Origin of the sequence: Streptomyces sp. NPDC017943 (assembly GCF_044328425.1) — a bacterium.
Taxonomy (GTDB): Bacteria; Actinomycetota; Actinomycetes; order Streptomycetales; family Streptomycetaceae; genus Streptomyces; species Streptomyces djakartensis_A.
The window spans coordinates 340,225-355,846 of the sequence record NZ_JBIRHH010000001.1 but is presented as its reverse complement, the minus strand read 5'-3'; the positions used below and the strand labels follow the sequence as shown (position 1 = coordinate 355,846).

Annotated in this window: 18 protein-coding genes; 12 read left to right on the top strand and 6 right to left on the bottom strand. The window is 71.3% G+C overall.

Annotated features, from left to right (window positions below):
* The first annotated feature begins 29 nt into the window (after nucleotides 1-29).
* On the top strand, nucleotides 30-986 hold the full coding sequence (gene meaB, locus ACH4C6_RS01495; protein WP_398106513.1) for a methylmalonyl Co-A mutase-associated GTPase MeaB: 957 nt from the start codon (nucleotides 30-32) through the stop codon (nucleotides 984-986).
* Nucleotides 987-1,251: 265 nt separating this feature from the next.
* Here meaB and ACH4C6_RS01490 read toward each other — a convergent pair whose 3' ends face one another.
* Nucleotides 1,252-1,881 carry a PepSY domain-containing protein gene (locus ACH4C6_RS01490; RefSeq protein ID WP_398106512.1) on the bottom strand — a complete coding sequence of 210 codons (630 nt, stop codon included), beginning with the start codon at nucleotides 1,879-1,881 and terminating at the stop codon, nucleotides 1,252-1,254.
* Between the two features lie 116 nt (nucleotides 1,882-1,997).
* Here ACH4C6_RS01490 and ACH4C6_RS01485 point away from each other — a divergent pair, with 116 nt between their 5' ends.
* Nucleotides 1,998-2,666: a response regulator transcription factor gene (locus tag ACH4C6_RS01485; RefSeq protein WP_398106511.1), complete on the top strand. Its 669-nt coding sequence runs from the start codon at nucleotides 1,998-2,000 to the stop codon at nucleotides 2,664-2,666.
* Nucleotides 2,663-4,063, top strand: coding sequence for an ATP-binding protein (locus ACH4C6_RS01480; RefSeq protein WP_398106510.1), 1,401 nt, complete (start codon nucleotides 2,663-2,665; stop codon nucleotides 4,061-4,063). The genes ACH4C6_RS01485 and ACH4C6_RS01480 overlap by 4 nt, the downstream gene beginning before the upstream one ends.
* Nucleotides 4,064-4,067: 4 nt before the next feature.
* On the opposite strand, the gene ACH4C6_RS01475 is transcribed toward ACH4C6_RS01480, so the two are convergent.
* The 4 genes from ACH4C6_RS01475 to ACH4C6_RS01460 form a co-directional block, all read right to left on the bottom strand.
* The gene (locus ACH4C6_RS01475) at nucleotides 4,068-4,544 is read right to left on the bottom strand and encodes a MarR family winged helix-turn-helix transcriptional regulator (protein WP_369193665.1); all 477 of its coding nucleotides are present in this window, start codon (nucleotides 4,542-4,544) and stop codon (nucleotides 4,068-4,070) included.
* Between the two features lie 116 nt (nucleotides 4,545-4,660).
* Nucleotides 4,661-5,461, bottom strand: a complete 801-nt coding sequence (locus ACH4C6_RS01470; protein WP_398106508.1) for an AIM24 family protein — start codon at nucleotides 5,459-5,461, stop codon at nucleotides 4,661-4,663.
* A complete protein-coding gene (locus ACH4C6_RS01465) occupies nucleotides 5,458-6,108 on the bottom strand; it encodes an AIM24 family protein (RefSeq protein ID WP_398106507.1) in 651 nt (216 codons plus the stop codon). Before ACH4C6_RS01465 ends, ACH4C6_RS01470 begins: the two co-directional genes overlap by 4 nt.
* A gap of 1 nt (nucleotide 6,109) precedes the next feature.
* Nucleotides 6,110-6,742, bottom strand: a complete 633-nt coding sequence (locus tag ACH4C6_RS01460; protein WP_398107101.1) for an AIM24 family protein — start codon at nucleotides 6,740-6,742, stop codon at nucleotides 6,110-6,112.
* Nucleotides 6,743-6,911: 169 nt separating this feature from the next.
* On the opposite strand from ACH4C6_RS01460, the gene ACH4C6_RS01455 reads away from it, so the two are divergent.
* The 5 genes from ACH4C6_RS01455 to ACH4C6_RS01435 all read left to right on the top strand — a co-directional run bounded on the left by ACH4C6_RS01455 (nucleotide 6,912) and on the right by ACH4C6_RS01435 (nucleotide 10,354).
* Nucleotides 6,912-7,256 (top strand): DUF3817 domain-containing protein, encoded by a 345-nt coding sequence (locus ACH4C6_RS01455; RefSeq protein WP_398106506.1) that lies wholly within the window; start codon nucleotides 6,912-6,914, stop codon nucleotides 7,254-7,256.
* Nucleotides 7,253-7,546: an MTH1187 family thiamine-binding protein gene (locus ACH4C6_RS01450; protein ID WP_398106505.1), complete on the top strand. Its 294-nt coding sequence runs from the start codon at nucleotides 7,253-7,255 to the stop codon at nucleotides 7,544-7,546. Before ACH4C6_RS01455 ends, ACH4C6_RS01450 begins: the two co-directional genes overlap by 4 nt.
* A gap of 99 nt (nucleotides 7,547-7,645) precedes the next feature.
* The gene (locus ACH4C6_RS01445) at nucleotides 7,646-8,155 is read left to right on the top strand and encodes a MarR family winged helix-turn-helix transcriptional regulator (RefSeq protein ID WP_369193661.1); all 510 of its coding nucleotides are present in this window, start codon (nucleotides 7,646-7,648) and stop codon (nucleotides 8,153-8,155) included.
* Nucleotides 8,156-8,198: 43 nt separating this feature from the next.
* Entirely contained in the window at nucleotides 8,199-8,537 is a 339-nt protein-coding gene (locus ACH4C6_RS01440) for a DUF3817 domain-containing protein (protein WP_398106503.1), read from the top strand.
* Between the two features lie 116 nt (nucleotides 8,538-8,653).
* Nucleotides 8,654-10,354: a methylmalonyl-CoA mutase gene (locus ACH4C6_RS01435; protein WP_398106502.1), complete on the top strand. Its 1,701-nt coding sequence runs from the start codon at nucleotides 8,654-8,656 to the stop codon at nucleotides 10,352-10,354.
* Nucleotides 10,355-10,357: 3 nt separating this feature from the next.
* Here the strand turns inward: ACH4C6_RS01435 and ACH4C6_RS01430 are convergent, their stop codons facing one another.
* Nucleotides 10,358-10,969 carry a TetR/AcrR family transcriptional regulator gene (locus ACH4C6_RS01430; RefSeq protein WP_398106501.1) on the bottom strand — a complete coding sequence of 204 codons (612 nt, stop codon included), beginning with the start codon at nucleotides 10,967-10,969 and terminating at the stop codon, nucleotides 10,358-10,360.
* Nucleotides 10,970-11,206: 237 nt separating this feature from the next.
* Between ACH4C6_RS01430 and ACH4C6_RS01425 the strand changes: the two genes are divergently transcribed.
* From ACH4C6_RS01425 to ACH4C6_RS01410, 4 genes are all read left to right on the top strand, one after another.
* On the top strand, nucleotides 11,207-12,181 hold the full coding sequence (locus ACH4C6_RS01425) for a tetratricopeptide repeat protein (RefSeq protein WP_398106500.1): 975 nt from the start codon (nucleotides 11,207-11,209) through the stop codon (nucleotides 12,179-12,181).
* Nucleotides 12,182-12,802: 621 nt separating this feature from the next.
* Nucleotides 12,803-13,441 carry a DUF6230 family protein gene (locus ACH4C6_RS01420; RefSeq protein ID WP_398106499.1) on the top strand — a complete coding sequence of 213 codons (639 nt, stop codon included), beginning with the start codon at nucleotides 12,803-12,805 and terminating at the stop codon, nucleotides 13,439-13,441.
* Between the two features lie 187 nt (nucleotides 13,442-13,628).
* Nucleotides 13,629-14,213 (top strand): DUF6114 domain-containing protein, encoded by a 585-nt coding sequence (locus ACH4C6_RS01415; protein WP_398106498.1) that lies wholly within the window; start codon nucleotides 13,629-13,631, stop codon nucleotides 14,211-14,213.
* Nucleotides 14,214-14,304: 91 nt separating this feature from the next.
* Nucleotides 14,305-15,600 (top strand): hypothetical protein, encoded by a 1,296-nt coding sequence (locus tag ACH4C6_RS01410; RefSeq protein ID WP_398107100.1) that lies wholly within the window; start codon nucleotides 14,305-14,307, stop codon nucleotides 15,598-15,600.
* Nucleotides 15,601-15,622: the final 22 nt, after the last annotated feature.

Genomic DNA, 15,622 nt, shown 5'->3' with positions numbered 1-15,622 from the left:
GGTACGTCCCTGATCTGAACGGAGCTGTGATGCAGGACGTCTCCACGTTGGTGGCCCAGGCCAGGGAAGGTCGGCCCCGGGCCGTGGCCCGGCTGATCTCCCTGGTGGAGGGGGCGTCCCCGCAGCTGCGGGAGGTCATGGAGGCGCTGGCGCCCCTGACCGGCGGCGCGTACGTGGTCGGCCTGACCGGGTCGCCGGGTGTCGGCAAGTCGACGTCGACCTCGGCACTGGTCAGCGCCTACCGCAAGCAGGGCAGGCGGGTCGGCGTGCTCGCCGTCGACCCGTCGTCCCCGTTCTCGGGCGGTGCGCTGCTCGGCGACCGTGTGCGCATGTCGGATCACGCGTCCGACCCGGGCGTGTACATCAGGTCGATGGCGACGCGCGGGCACCTGGGTGGGCTGGCGTGGGCCGCGCCGCAGGCGATCCGGGTGCTGGACGCCGCCGGGTGCGACGTGATCCTCGTCGAGACGGTGGGGGTCGGGCAGTCGGAGGTGGAGATCGCCTCGCAGGCGGACACCTCGGTGGTGCTGCTGGCGCCCGGCATGGGCGACGGCATCCAGGCGGCCAAGGCCGGGATCCTGGAGATCGGCGACGTGTACGTCGTGAACAAGGCGGACCGGGACGGCGCGGACGCCACGGCCCGCGAGCTGAACCACATGCTGGGGCTGGGGGAGTCGCGGGGGCCGGGGGACTGGCGCCCGCCGATCGTGAAGACGGTCGCCGCGCGGGGGGAGGGCGTGGACGAGGTCGTCGAGGCGCTGGAGAAGCACCGGGCCTGGATGGAGGAGCGGGGGGTCCTCGCGGAGCGGCGGACGGCCCGGGCCTCGCGCGAGGTCGAGACGATCGCGGTGACGGCTCTGCGCGAGCGGATCGGGGACCTGCACGGGGACCGGCGCCTGGGGGCCCTGGCGGAGCGGATCGTGGCGGGCGAGCTGGATCCCTACCGGGCGGCCGACGAGTTGGTGGCGGGGCTGACGGAGGGCTGAGCCTGCGCGTTCGGCGGGCACGTTCGGTGCTTCGCCTGGCGCTTGTGGTGGGTCGGGGCCGTGCCGGGGGGTGTCCGTCCTCGGAACGGCGCGATGGGGTGTCACACCGACTCACTGTCCGTCGACGCGCCAACCAGCTGCGGGCGGACACCCCCCGGCACGGCCCCTTCCGTGGCACGGCGGGTGCGGGTGCGGTGCGCTGCGAGGCGCGTCGCGCCCCGGCGCGACTGTGGGCGCCGGGGCGGTTGCGGTGCTGGGTGACGGGTCAGTCCTGGTCGTCATCGGTGTCGTCCTGGGTGTCCGAGCGGTCCGCGGTGACCTTCGCCGTGTCGAGGCCGATCTTCCAGTCCTGCTCGGTGCCGTCCTGCTTGCGGGTCTCGGCCTCCCAGGCCTGGCCCTTGCCGTCGTCGTCGAGGTCGACGGACGTCACCACGCCCTTGCCGGCCGCGGCCTTCGCCGCCTCCTCGGCGGTCACGGCGGAGCCCTTCAGCGCGGCCCGCACCTGCGCCGTGTCGTCCTCGTCGTCCTTGTGCGCGCCGAGGACCTTGCCGCTGGACGGGTCGACGCTCACGCTGCGCCAGGTGTCGTCGCCGGCCAGCACGTCGACCTGCCACACCGTCTTGCCGGAGTCGTCCTCGTCGTCCAGTTCCGCGGAGACGGCCGTGCCCGAGGTGTGCTTCAGCGCGGAGGCGATGGCCTCGGCCGCCGTGACGTCCGCGTCGGCGACCTGCTCGGCGTCGTCCCGGTCGTCGCGGCGGTCGTCGTCCGACACCCGGGTGTTCGCCGTCTGGCGCGCCGGGCCGTCGTCGTCGCCCGTGGTCGCGAGGGCCGTGGCCGTACCGCCTCCGATCAGAGCGGCGGCGGTCACGGCGGCGATCACGATGTTGCGCTTCATGCGGGTTCCTCCCGAGTCGTTTCGTTTTCGATGTCTTCGACTCTGGCCGACGGAGGCTGAGAGGAACCTGAAGCCCCCTGAAGGGATCTTCAGCTTGGCTTTGCCACTCTGGACGCATGCGCCTGTTGATCGTGGAGGACGAGAAGCGGCTGGCCCTGTCGCTCGCCAGAGGCCTGACGGCCGAGGGGTACGCCGTGGACGTCGTCCACGACGGACTGGAGGGGCTGCACCGGGCCTCGGAGGGCGTCCACGACCTGGTGATCCTGGACATCATGCTGCCGGGGCTCAACGGCTACCGGGTCTGCGCCGCCCTGCGCGCCGCCGGCCACGACGTGCCGATCCTGATGCTGACCGCCAAGGACGGCGAGTACGACGAGGCCGAGGGCCTCGACACCGGCGCGGACGACTACCTCACCAAGCCGTTCTCCTACGTCGTGCTGGTCGCCCGTGTGAAGGCGCTGCTGCGCCGGCGCGGGCAGGGCGGCGGGGCGTCGCCCGTGCACGTGCACGGGGATCTGAAGGTCGACACGGCCGCCCGCCGGGTCTTTCTCGGTGACGCCGAGATCGCCCTGACGGCCAAGGAGTTCTCCGTGCTGGAGCAGCTCGTGCTGCGGCCCGGCGAGGTCGTGTCCAAGTCGGAGATCCTGGAGCACGTCTGGGACTTCGCCTACGACGGCGACCCCAACATCGTCGAGGTGTACGTCAGCACGCTGCGGCGCAAGCTGCGCCCGGGGCTGATCCGGACCGTGCGCGGGGCCGGGTACCGGCTGGAGACGGCGCCGTGAGCCGGCTGTTCGGGTCCGTCCGGGCGCGGGCCACGCTGGGAGCCACGCTCGTCGTCGCGGTCGCCCTGGTCGCGGCCGGGACCGCCGTGCTGCTGTCCCTGCGGTCCAACCTGATCGGCGAGGCCGGAACGCAGGCCGAGCGCTCCGCCCGCGCGGTCGCCTCGGAACTGGCCGCCGGCACGCCCTACGACAAGCTGTCCGGGCTGGACGGCGACGACGGGCCGGTGCAGGTGCTCGACGAGGACGGACGGCTGGTCGCGGCCAGCGAAGACCTGGAGCGGATCAGCGGCACCGACAGCACCCGGGTGGAGCCGCAGCCGGCCGCGTCGCCGGACGGGGACGACGAGGACGACTCCGGCGAGAGCCTCGCACCGGGCGAGATCTCCGGGGAGAGCGTCTTCAGCAACGGCTCCGCGACGATCGACGGGGACACCGAGGACTACCGGTTCGCCGCCGTCGAGGTGGAGACCCGGGACCGCGGCCACCTCGAGGTCTACGCGGGCTGGCCGCTGGCCGCCGAGCACGGGGCGGTGCGCACCGCCCTGACCGTGATGCTCATCGGCTTCCCGCTGCTGCTGGCCGTCGTCGCGGGCGTGACGTGGCTGGTGACCCGGCGGGCCCTGCGCCCCGTCGAGGGCATCCGGCGCGAGATGGCCGCGATCACCCGGTCCGAGGACCTCGCGCGCCGGGTGCCCGAGCCGGACACGCACGACGAGATCGCCCGGCTCGCCAGCACCACCAACGAGACGCTCGCGGCGCTGGAGACGTCCGTGGAGCGGCAGCGCCGGTTCGTCGCGGACGCCTCCCACGAGCTGCGCAGCCCGATCGCCTCCCTGCGCACGCAGTTGGAGGTGGCCGCCGCGCACCCCGAGCTGCTGGACCTCGACGGGGCCGTGGAGGACACCGTGCGCCTCCAGCGACTGGCCGCCGACCTGCTGCTGCTCGCCCGGCTCGACGCGGGGGAGCGGCCCGGGGACGCGACGGTCGACCTGGCCGCCCTGGCCCGCGAGGAGGCCACCGGGCGGACCGGCGTGAGCGTGCGGGCGGAGGCCGTGGAGGTGGCCGGGTCGCGGGGGCAGCTGGGGCGGGTGCTCGCCAATCTGCTGGACAACGCCCAGCGGCACGCGCGCTCGGCCGTGACGGTCAGCGTGCGGCGCGAGGGCGACCGGGCCGTGGTCGGGGTGGCCGACGACGGCGACGGGGTGCCCGAGGCGGACCGGGAGCGGATCTTCGAACGGTTCGTCCGGCTCGACGCGGCCCGCAGCCGGGACGACGGAGGCGCCGGACTGGGGCTGGCCATCGCCCGGGACGTCGCCGTCCGGCACGGCGGCACGCTCACCGCCGGGCGGGGACCCGCAGGCGGAGCCCTGTTCGAACTCCGCCTGCCGCTCCGCTAGCGGGTCAGGGGCGCCCGCGCTGGCCGCGCAGGTGCTCGGCGATGGGCTTGAGTGCCTTGTCGAGCTCCGTGAGGGTCTCCGGGGACAGCAGGTCGATGAAGTGCCTGCGCACGGACGCCACGTGGTGCGGCGCGACCTTCTGCATCGTCGCCATGCCGTGGTCGGTGAGGACCGCGTAGAGCCCCCGTCGGTCCGACTCGCAGTTCTCGCGCCTGACCAGGTGCGCGTTCTCCATGCGCGTGATCTGGTGCGACAGGCGGCTCTTGGACTGCATCGTGGCGGAGGCGAGGTCGCTCATCCGCATCCGCAGGTCGTCGGACTCGGAGAGGTTCACGAGGATCTCGTAGTCGTTCATCGTCAGGCCGAACGGCTGCAGGTCCTTCTCGAGCTGGTACGTCAACAGCCTGTTGACCTCCAGGTGGGTGCGCCAAGCGCACTGCTCCGCATCGGTCAGCCAGCGGGTGGCCGTCTCGGTCTCCATGAATGAAGTCTACCTAAAATGTTGAAAGGCGAACTAGTGAGGGGTGGCGTGTGACAGCGCACACCTGGCGAACAACCGTGCGCAGGCGTTCGATGTCACACTCCGCAGACTACCGCTCACAGCCCGAAGCGACGCTGGAGGTCCCCCAGCTGTCCGGGAAGGCGCGGTACGCCCGACTGCCCCGCCTGCGGGCCGTGCGTCCCCGCGCCGGGCACCCCCGCCTGGTGCGGGACCGCCCCCGTCGCCTGCTCCGCCATCAACGTCTCGGACGACTGCAACAGCACCGTGCCGGCGCCCACGAACTCGAACTGGTGCTCCTCGCCGGAGGCGCCCCCGAGGCCCGTCAGTGCACGTAGACCGCCCATCACGCCCGTCATGTAGCCGTGGTCGTAGTGGTGGCAGGGCGAGGGGCAGTCGGCCCAGCCGACCAGCGCCTGGGGGTCGACCCGGATCGGGGGCTCCATGAACACCACCGGGCCGTTGGACGCGGCCACGAACTTCCCCGTCCCGATGAGCGTCAGAAAACCCGGCACGATTGATTGCTTCAGCGACAGACTTGGCTGAAAAGCAAGCAGGTTGCCCGAGCGAATGGTCAGGTTGCCGTCCTCGAGGTCGTACGAATTGACGTCGAAGGCCCGGTCGGCCAGGAGCATCTTGCCCGACCCCTCGGCCACCACCCAGTCGCTCGCGTGCAGTGGCGAATGGAACGAGGTGCGCACGAGACGGTCCAGCCGGCCGTGCCCGACGCCGTTGAAGTCCATCGAGCCGTAGTAGGCGATCATCTTCCCCTTCTGCAGGAACCACTGGCTCCCCTTGAGCTCCACGCAGAAGGTGTACGGATTGACGTTGTCGTCGCAGGGCAGGGTCGCCGGGTCGAAGACCGCGGGGCCGGCGCCCGGGGATGCGTAGGTGCTCACAGCTTCTCCTCCGACGCCTGGACGTACACCGCACCGCTGCCGCTCAGCTCCAGCTGGAACGCCTCGCCGGAGCCGCGGCCCACCATGTCCCGCCAGCCCAGGGCGGTGGACAGCTTGTTGCGGACCTCGCCGTGGTGGGCGACGTAGGCCTGCGGGTCGACGTGCACCGGGTGCTGCGGGGTGATCGGGATCTCGATGACGCCGCCGTGGGCCATGACCGCGACGGACCCGTGCCCCTTCAGCGTCGTCGTGAACAGCCCCTGGCCGCTGACCTGGCCGCGCACCATGCCCATCACGCCGCCCTGCGCACCGAGGAACATCGTGCCCTGCTGGAGCGTGCCCTCGAAGGCCAGCAGGCGGTCCGCCTCGACGTAGAGGGTGTCGCCGGTGAGGCGGATCACCTGGACGTGGTGCCCGCCGTGCCCGAACAGGACCGTGCCGCTGCCCTCGACGGACATCAGGGGGGTGTCCTCGTTCGCGACCCGGCGGCCGATCATCGACATGATCCCGCCCTGGCCGCCCGCCATGTCGGGCGTGAAGGACACCTCGCCCTTGTACGCGAGCATCGCGCCGCGCTGGCTGAACAGCCGCTGCCCGGGCGCGACCGTCGCCTCGACCATCTTCCCGTTGATCTCCCGGAAGCCCATCTCACACGTCTCCCGCGATCGTGTTCCGCTCGCTCGGCTGCACGTACACCAGCCCGTCCCCCTCGAACCGCATCTGGAACGCCTCGCCGCCGCCCTCCCCGAGCAGCGTGCGGAACGTCACACCGGACTGGAAGGACTGCCGCAGGTTCCCCTGGTGCGCCACGTACGCGCCCGGGTCCACGGTCAGCGGGTACTGCGGACTGACCCGGAGCACCACCGCCGGTCCGTCCGACATGATCGCTGCCTGGCCGTGGCCCTCGAGGGTCGTGGTGAACAGCCCGTTCCCCTGGGAGGCGCCGCGCAGGCCGGTGAACTCGGTCCCCGTGCGCAGCCCGCCGTCGGTGGCGAGCAGATTGCTCGACTCCACGTAGAGCTTGTCGCCCTGCACGCGGACCAGGTTGATCTCGGAGGCCCGGTCCGCGAACCAGCAGGTCCCCCGGCCCTTCACCTCCATCAACGTCATCTGCTCGCCGGTCAGGCGCCGGGTCACCATGCCCCGTATGCCCTCGCCGCCGCCGCTGAGTTTCTTGAAGGCCATCTCGCCGTCGTACGCGACCATCGAGCCGTTCTTCGCCTTCACGGCGTCTCCGGTCATGTCGACGGCGAGCACCTTGCTGCTCTGAAGTCGGAACATCGCCACGTACGCGAAGGTATCCGCAGGCCGGGCCCCGCGGACAGGCCCCGTGGGTGGAGAACGTCCCTGAGCGCACCCCTAGGGACCGGACGGCCGGGGCGGTTTGCCACAATGGGCGCGACGCTTGTGCGTGCGTTCACAAACCGATCCCTGCCATCGAAGGTGACCCGTGGACCTCAAGACCGCCACCGCCCTCCGCCGCCTCCGCCTGGTCTCGGCCCCCGAGGCGATCTCGTTCCTGCTCCTGCTGGTCTGCTCGGTGCTGAAGCGGACCACGGACTTCAACGCCGTGCCGGTGATGGGGGCGGTGCACGGTGCGCTGTTCGTCCTCTACGTCGTCTTCTGGGCCGACGCCTGGAACCGGGCCAAGTGGCCGCTGGGGACCGCCGCGCTGTACTTCGTCCTCTCGGTGCTCCCGGCCGGCGGCTTCTTCGCCGAGCGCCGGCTGCGGCGTGAGGCCGAGGACGCGGTCATCGCCTCGCGCGTGCGCAAGGAAGGCGTGGTGAACGCGTGATCGTCGCCTTCTCCGTGACGCCCCTGGGCGTGGGCGAGGACGTGGGGGAGTACGTCGCCGACGCCGTGCGGGTGGTGCGGGAGTCCGGGCTGCCGAACTCCACGGACGCGATGTTCACCTCCGTGGAGGGGGAGTGGGACGAGGTCATGGACGTCGTCCGGCGTGCCGTGGCCGCGGTCGAGCGGCGGGCGCCGCGCGTCTCCCTCGTGCTGAAGGCGGACATCCGCCCCGGTGTGACGGACGGACTGACGTCCAAGGTGGAGACGGTGGAGCGGCACCTCGCGCGGTAGCGCCCTCGCCCTCCCGCCGCCGGGGTGCCCGCGGCGGCGGGTGGACCGAAGGGCGAGACGGAGCTGACCACCATGTGACCGGCCGGTAAGGTCTGGTCCGTGCCGAAGCCGCTCAGTCTCTCCTTCGATCCGATCGCGCGCGCCGACGAACGCTGGAAGCAGCGCTGGGGGAACGTGCCGTCCATGGCCGCGATCACCTCGATCATGCGCGCCCAGCAGATCCTGCTCGCCGAGGTCGACGCGGTGGTCAGGCCGTACGGGCTGACCTTCGCCCGCTACGAGGCCCTGGTGCTGCTCACCTTCTCCAAGTCGGGCGAGCTGCCGATGTCCAAGATCGGCGAGCGGCTGATGGTGCACCCCACGTCCGTGACCAACACCGTCGACCGGCTGGTCCGGTCCGGCCTGGTCGCCAAGCGGCCCAACCCCAACGACGGCCGCGGCACCCTGGCCAGCATCACCGCCAAGGGCCGCGAGGTGGTCGAGTCGGCCACGCGGGACCTGATGGCGATGGACTTCGGGCTCGGCGCGTACGACGCGGAGGAGTGCGCCGAGATCTTCGCGATGCTGCGCCCGCTGCGCGTCGCGGCCGGCGACTTCGAGGAGCAGTGACCCGGGGCAAGATCTCCCGGAACGGGTCGTTACGCTCGACGGCATGAAGAAGAGCGTGCTGACCCGCTACCGGGTCATGGCCTACGTCACCGGTGTGCTGCTCGTCGCGCTGACCCTCGGAATGATCGGCAAGTACGTCCTGGATCTGGGCGGCGCGGCCGACTTCACCCAGGTGGTCAGCATCGCGCACGGCTGGCTGTACGTCGTGTACCTGATCTTCGCCTTCGATCTGGGCTCGAAGGCGAAGTGGCCGGTCAAGAAGCAGCTGTGGGTGCTGCTGGCCGGCACGATCCCCACGGCCGCGTTCTTCGTCGAGCGCCGGATCAGCCGTGAGCTGGACGGCAGGCTCGCCGAGGACGTGCCCGCGCCGGCCAAGGCGTAGCAGAACACCCGGGACCGCCGCCGTACGCGCGCGTACGGCGGCCGGCCTCACCCGTTCGCCAGGTCACTGCCGTCAGCCATCGACATTTACTAGGACGTCCAAGTAAATTCGACGGTATGGACGCTGACGCCATCGAGGAGGGCCGCCGCCGCTGGCAGGCCCGGTACGACGCCGCACGCAAGCGCGAGGCCGACTTCACCACGCTCTCCGGGGACCCCGTGGAGCCGGTGTACGGGCCCCGGCCCGGGGACCGGTACGACGGGTTCGAGCGGATCGGCTGGCCCGGGGAGTACCCCTTCACCCGCGGTCTGTACGCGACGGGCTACCGGGGCCGCACCTGGACCATCCGGCAGTTCGCCGGGTTCGGCAACGCCGAGCAGACCAACGAGCGCTACAAGATGATCCTCCGCAACGGCGGGGGCGGGCTCTCGGTCGCCTTCGACATGCCGACCCTCATGGGCCGCGACTCCGACGACCCGCGCTCGCTGGGCGAGGTCGGGCACTGCGGCGTGGCGATCGACTCGGCGGCCGACATGGAGGTCCTGTTCAAGGACATCCCGCTGGGCGACGTCACCACGTCCATGACCATCAGCGGCCCGGCCGTGCCCGTCTTCTGCATGTACCTGGTCGCCGCCGAGCGGCAGGGCGTCGACCCGTCCGTCCTCAACGGCACGCTCCAGACGGACATCTTCAAGGAGTACATCGCCCAGAAGGAGTGGCTCTTTCAGCCCGAGCCCCACCTGCGGCTCATCGGTGACCTCATGGAGTACTGCGCGGGCGGGATCCCGGCGTACAAGCCGTTGTCCGTCTCCGGCTACCACATCCGCGAGGCCGGGGCCACGGCCGCCCAGGAGCTGGCCTACACCCTCGCGGACGGCTTCGGCTACGTGGAGCTGGGCCTCTCGCGCGGCCTGGACGTCGACGTGTTCGCGCCCGGCCTGTCCTTCTTCTTCGACGCGCACGTCGACTTCTTCGAGGAGATCGCCAAGTTCCGCGCGGCCCGCCGCATCTGGGCCCGCTGGATGCGGGACGTGTACGGCGCGCAGTCGGAGAAGGCCCAGTGGCTGCGCTTCCACACGCAGACCGCGGGTGTCTCCCTCACCGCCCAGCAGCCGTACAACAACGTCGTCCGCACGGCCGTCGAGGCCCTGGCCGCGGTGCTCGGCGGGACGAACTCGCTGCACACCAACGCGCTCGACGAGACCCTGGCCCTGCCGAGCGAGCAGGCCGCGGAGATCGCGCTGCGCACGCAGCAGGTGCTGATGGAGGAGACCGGCGTCGCCAACGTGGCCGACCCGCTGGGCGGTTCCTGGTACATCGAGCAGCTCACCGACCGCATCGAGGCCGACGCCGAGAAGATCTTCGACCAGATCAAGGAGCGCGGTCTGCGGGCCCACCCCGACGGGCAGCACCCCATCGGCCCGATCACCTCCGGCATCCTGCGCGGCATCGAGGACGGCTGGTTCACCGGCGAGATCGCCGAGTCGGCGTTCCGCTACCAGCAGGCGCTGGAGAAGGGCGACAAGAGGGTCGTCGGCGTCAACTGCCATGACGGCTCGGTGACCGGGGACCTGGAGATCCTGCGCGTCAGCCACGAGGTGGAGCGCGAGCAGGTGCGCGTGCTGGCCGGCCGGAAGACGGCGCGGGACGACGCGGCGGTGCGCACCGCCCTGGACGCCATGCTGGCCGCCGCCCGCAGCGGCGCCAACATGATCGAGCCGATGCTGGACGCCGTCCGCGCGGAGGCCACCCTCGGGGAGATCTGCGGGGTGCTCCGCGACGAGTGGGGCGTGTACACGGAGCCGGCCGGCTTCTGACGGCTACGACCCCAGCCCCTGCAACAGCACCCTGGTGAAGCCGCGGACCCACTCCTCGTCGGCGGGTTCCGCGCTCACCAGGGTGCGGTGCACCACCGCGCCCGCCACCATGTCGAAGATCAGGTCCACCGTGCGCGCCGCCGACTCCGGGTCGTCCTCGGCCGGGAGTTCGCCGCGCGCCTGGGCCCGGGCGCGGCCCTCCACGACCAGCCGCTTCTGCCGGTCCACCACGGAGGCGCGGATGCGCTCGCGCAGCGCCTCGTCGCGGGTGGCCTCCGCCACCACCGCCATCAGTCCGCTGCGCGCCTCCGGGAGGGCCAGGATCGCGGCGAACTGCAGCACCACGCCCTCGATGTCCGCGGCCAGCGAGCCGCAGTCGGGCAGCTCCAGCGCGTCGAACAGTTCGGCCACGGCGTCGACGACCAGTTCGTTCTTGCCCGCCCAGCGGCGGTAGAGCGTCGTCTTCGCAACCCCCGCACGCGTCGCCACGTCCCCCAGGGTGAGCTTGGACCAGCCCAGGTCCACCAGCGCCGCACGGGTCGCGGCCAGGATCGCGGCGTCCGCCGCGGCGCTGCGCGGGCGCCCGGAACGGCCGGACGGGCTGCGACGGTGCATGTCCTGACCATAAACCGACGGTTCCCGCACGGCCCCGTGAGGGAGATCACCGGGGGGCGGTGTCCCGAAGACCACGTCTGGCATTACGCTACGACTCGTAGCGAAAGCCCGTGCCGGACGTACACGGGCCTCGACACGCACGGCGTGGGGTGGGGACCCGGCGCCGAAGGGCACCGACCGGCCCGGCTTCCACACCGCGTTTTCACACGCGCGCGCACTACGGGGGAGGATAGGCGCATGCAGCCACGGAACATGTCCATGAGCGGAGTCGTCGACCTCGCCGCGGTGAAGGCGGCCCAGGAGGCCAAGGCGAAGGCGGAGCAGGCGCGGGCCCAGGCGGCCCGCGAGGGCGGCGCGGGGGCCATCTCCCCGGCCGACCTGGTCATCGACGTCGACGAAGCGGGCTTCGAGAACGACGTCCTGCAGCGCTCCGCCGAGGTGCCGGTCGTCATCGACTTCTGGGCCGAGTGGTGTCAGCCCTGCAAGCAGCTGAGCCCCGTCCTGGAGCGGCTGGCCGTCGAGTACAACGGCCGCTTCCTGCTCGCCAAGATCGACGTCGACGCCAACCAGATGCTGATGCAGCAGTTCGGTGTCCAGGGGATCCCCGCGGTGTTCGCGGTGGTCGCCGGGCAGGCGCTGCCGCTCTTCCAGGGTGCCGCGGGCGAGGCGCAGATCCGGCAGACCCTGGACCAGCTGGTGCAGGTCGCCGAGCAGCGCTTCGGCCTGACCGGCCTCGTCGTCGACCCGGAGGCCGAGCCGGGCGGCGCCCCCGCCGCCCCCGAGCGGCCGGCCGGTCCGCACGACGGGCTCCTGGAGGCCGCCGTGCAGGCACTGGACTCGGGCGACCTGGGCGGGGCGATCCAGGCCTACCGCAACGTGCTGAACGAGGACCCGGCCAACGAGGAGGCCAAACTGGGCCTCGCACAGGCCGAGTTGCTCCAGCGGGTGCAGGGCGCCGACCCGCAGCGCGTGCGCCGGGACGCGGCCGAGAAGCCGTCCGACGTGCAGGCGCAGATCGCCGCCGCCGACCTGGACCTGGTGGGCGGTCACGTCGAGGACGCGTTCGGCCGGCTCATCGAGACCGTGGCGCGCACGGCGGGCGACGACCGGGACGCCGTACGCGTGCGGCTGCTGGAGCTGTTCGAGGTCGTCGGCCCCGAGGACCCGCGGGTGATCGCGGCGCGCCGGGCCCTGGCGCGCGCTCTGTTCTGACCAGTCGCTAAACGCCCGGGCCTGTGGTGCCCAGGTGAAAAGTCTGCTGTGGAGTCCTCACTGCGGCCGCGCTTTGCCAAATCTTGGCAATCGCGGCCGCTGTTACTACCAGTAAGTCCGGGGCGTTGATCTGTCGGATTCTGTCCAGCGATCAACAGCTTTGTACCGCCGTCCGGCGCCACCCTGCGTTGCCGTCCGAGACCGTTGGGTCGTTGTTCGGTTATCCCGCCGTTACTAGTGAGTAACGAACCCCCTTGTGCGGGCGGCGAGAATGCACCACGATCGGCCACGCTCGGTCCATTCCCGTACCCCGGCAGCCGGTTGGGTCGCGGGACGATCTGGGTCCCCACCGAGCAGAGCCGGCGGCAGTGGCGCCGGCTCTTGGACAGGGGGGTCTTCGCCCACCGGGTGAAGCCTGTCCAGCAGGGTTGTGCGTGATGCGTGTCAGGCGCGACCAGTGGTTGTCGCTCGGGGGTGATCGCCGGTGATTCGGGCGCAGTTGCGCCGCCGAGTGCAGGCGCTCTCCTTCCCGAGGACGTAGCACTTCTCCCATCCCTGCCCGGCTGAGCCGCAGTTCGCGGCGGGCCAGGACAGGAGATGTACGTCCGAGAAGGAGGAAATATGGAGTCCCAGGTGCGTGGCGGGACCAGATGGAAGCGGTTCGCTGTGGTCATGGTGCCCAGCGTCGCCGCCGCGGCATGTGTGGGTGTCGGACTCGCTCAGGGGGCGCTCGCCGCGTCGTTCAGCGTCTCCGGCCAGCAGTTCAAGGTGTCGGCCGGTCACCTGCACGGTGACGGTTTCGCCCAGTACGGCGGAATCGACACCGTCTACAAGACGACCGAGGGCAAGGAGAAGGTGCCGGTCCCGGTCGCCATCTCCTCGTTCGACACGGCGACCATCAAGAAGATGTGTCAGTCGGTCGCGACGCCGATCCCGCTCATCGGCAAGACGGTGTACCTCCGTCTCGAGGCGGGCAACGACAAGCCGGTCACCGCCGAGAACCTCTACATCGACGTCGCCCAGCTCGACGCCGACGCGAAGTTCAAGAACATCGACATCGGCGTCGCCGTCAAGGACAAGACCCGCGGCCCCGACGTCAAGCAGGGCGAGAACGTCCTGCCGGGCGGCTTCGCCCAGCAGGCCGAGTCGGCCGACCTCACAAAGGTCGAGCAGACGGCGTGGGCGACCTCCGCCGGCACGTTCACGCTGAACGGTCTGTCGATGAAGCTCGGCATGAACAAGGAGATGGAGTGCTTCTGACGGTCTCCGGCCGACAGACACCCCCAGGGCCGAAGCGCCCCTGAAGGGCGGGGAAGCCGTCGCTTCCCCGCCCCGCCGCCCGGCCCGGCCGTACGCCGGGCGCCTCCACAGACTCACCATTTCCGGCTACTGAACGCCTACGGCCGAGCCGGTACGTACCTCCACCGGACCGAGGGAGCTGTTTTCCATGAGTGCCGAGACTCCGGTCCAGAGCGCCGGGACCTTCACCCGGCTGCGTCGGCGATTCCGTGACTGGCGGGGCAACCGGCCGTTCTGGGCGGGGCTGTTCACCATCCTCGGCGGCGTGCCGATCGCCTACTTCCCCTACGCCACCCTGAAGCTGGGAACCATGTCGCTCACCATGGCGACCACCGCGGGTGCCGGCTCCCTCATCATCGGCGTCCTGCTCGTCACGCTGGGCCTGACGATGTGGTTCCAGCAGGCGACGCGCATCTTCGCCGGTGTGGCGGCGATCATCCTGGCCCTGGTGTCGCTGGTGGTCTCCAACATCGGCGGTTTCATCATCGGCTTCCTGCTCGCCATGCTCGGCGGCGCACTGGCGATGGCCTGGGCGCCGGGCCGGCCGGAGGACACCGGGCGCGGCAAGGGGGCGGCGGACCAGGGTCCCGCGGACAAGGCCGCCTGGGAGCCCACCCCCGCCGGCGAGCCCGGGGAGCCGGGGCACCCGCACCCCGCGCCGGGGACCGGTGACGGCGAGGCGGCCGGCGACGTGCGGCCCGAGGCGCACCACGGGGGGCACCGTGTCGGCTGACGCCCGCGACCAGTTCCCCGGGACGCAGGACCGGCCGAGAACGGGTCCCCGTCACGCGGCCCCCAGGAAGCCGCTGTTCACCAGGTTCCAGATGCCGGCCGGCAAGGCGATAGCCATGGCGGCGATGCCCACCGCCGTCCTCATGGGCATGGGCTTCACCCCGACGCTGGCCCTCGCCGACGACCACCCGACGGCGTCCAACAGCCTCAAGGCCGACGAGTACAAGGACTGCGTCGAGGCGCTCGACAAGGACGGCAAGGACGACAAGGACAAGGCCGACGCCTCGCCCTCCCCCTCGCCCTCGGCGAGCGGCAGTGAGGACGACGGCGGCAAGGACATCCCTGCGGCCGAGCCGACTCCCTCGGCGTCGGCGGGCGGTTCGGGCACGGACGCGGACAAGAGCCCGTCGGGTTCCTCCGGTTCGTCAGGTTCGTCGGATTCAGGTTCCGACGACCCGGGCGACAAGGCCGAACCGAAGCCCGCCCCTTCCGCCTCCGGGGACGCCTCGGACGAGAAGGAGGACGAGGCGGCGCCCAGCCCCTCGGAGTCCAGGAGCGGCGGCCTCCTCGAGGGCATCGGCGACGCGATCGGCGGCATCCTCACGGGCGGCAAGTCCACCGAGAGCCCGAGCCCCACGCCGTCGGCGTCCAGCTCGTCCCCGTCCGCGGAGACGAGCACGCCGGAGAAGACCGAGAAGCCCTCGGGCACGGACACGTCCGACGCCGCCGCCAGCGCCGGGAAGACCGCCGGCAAGGCCACCGACGCCGTGAAGGACACCGTCGAGGACACCGCGAAGGACACCACCGACGCGGCGTCGAAGGCGGCCGAGGACGCCGAGGACAAGGCCGAGGAGGCGGCGGACGAGGCCACCGCTTCCCCCAGCCCCTCCGCGAGCCCGTCGGTCGACCCCGAGGACTGCCCGGCCGCCACCGACGCCGAGGGAGGCGTCGACAACCAGATCCTGGTGCCCGACGAACCGTGGTACCTGGAAGCCAGCTCCCTGACGCTCAAGGGCGCCGACTACCAGGGCATCGTCGAGGTCAGGACGGCCAGCGGGACCACCAAGAAGGTGCTGAAGTACGTCATCAGCAACGGCACCGACATCGGGGACCTGCACCAGCTGGTGAAGGACAAGCAGTCCGGGAAGACGCACCACGTCCAGGCCGCGAAGGGATCGACCTCCACGATCGACGACGGCAAGACGGTGATGTACACGGAGAGCATCTCCGGCAACCTGCTCGGACTGATCCCGGTCACCTTCGACCCGGAGCACCCGCCGCCCCTGAACATCCCGCTGATCTACTTCACCAAGGTGAAGGTCACCCAGGCCGCCCAGTTCGGCGGCACGCTGACCGTGCCGGGGCTGCGCCAGTACGTCACGGACTGACGCCGCCTGCGAGGTCTTCCAG

Excerpts from the sequence above, each read along its gene's own strand:
- meaB (WP_398106513.1), top strand. The coding sequence starts at position 30 with ATGCAGGACGTCTCCACGTTGGTGGCCCAGGCCAGGGAAGGTCGGCCC.
- ACH4C6_RS01490 (WP_398106512.1), bottom strand. The coding sequence starts at position 1,881 with ATGAAGCGCAACATCGTGATCGCCGCCGTGACCGCCGCCGCTCTGATC.
- ACH4C6_RS01485 (WP_398106511.1), top strand. The coding sequence starts at position 1,998 with ATGCGCCTGTTGATCGTGGAGGACGAGAAGCGGCTGGCCCTGTCGCTC.
- ACH4C6_RS01475 (WP_369193665.1), bottom strand. The coding sequence starts at position 4,544 with ATGGAGACCGAGACGGCCACCCGCTGGCTGACCGATGCGGAGCAGTGC.
- ACH4C6_RS01465 (WP_398106507.1), bottom strand. The coding sequence starts at position 6,108 with ATGGGCTTCCGGGAGATCAACGGGAAGATGGTCGAGGCGACGGTCGCG.
- ACH4C6_RS01460 (WP_398107101.1), bottom strand. The coding sequence starts at position 6,742 with ATGTTCCGACTTCAGAGCAGCAAGGTGCTCGCCGTCGACATGACCGGA.
- ACH4C6_RS01440 (WP_398106503.1), top strand. The coding sequence starts at position 8,199 with ATGAAGAAGAGCGTGCTGACCCGCTACCGGGTCATGGCCTACGTCACC.
- ACH4C6_RS01435 (WP_398106502.1), top strand. The coding sequence starts at position 8,654 with ATGGACGCTGACGCCATCGAGGAGGGCCGCCGCCGCTGGCAGGCCCGG.
- ACH4C6_RS01430 (WP_398106501.1), bottom strand. The coding sequence starts at position 10,969 with ATGCACCGTCGCAGCCCGTCCGGCCGTTCCGGGCGCCCGCGCAGCGCC.
- ACH4C6_RS01425 (WP_398106500.1), top strand. The coding sequence starts at position 11,207 with ATGCAGCCACGGAACATGTCCATGAGCGGAGTCGTCGACCTCGCCGCG.
- ACH4C6_RS01420 (WP_398106499.1), top strand. The coding sequence starts at position 12,803 with ATGGAGTCCCAGGTGCGTGGCGGGACCAGATGGAAGCGGTTCGCTGTG.
- ACH4C6_RS01415 (WP_398106498.1), top strand. The coding sequence starts at position 13,629 with ATGAGTGCCGAGACTCCGGTCCAGAGCGCCGGGACCTTCACCCGGCTG.
- ACH4C6_RS01410 (WP_398107100.1), top strand. The coding sequence starts at position 14,305 with ATGCCGGCCGGCAAGGCGATAGCCATGGCGGCGATGCCCACCGCCGTC.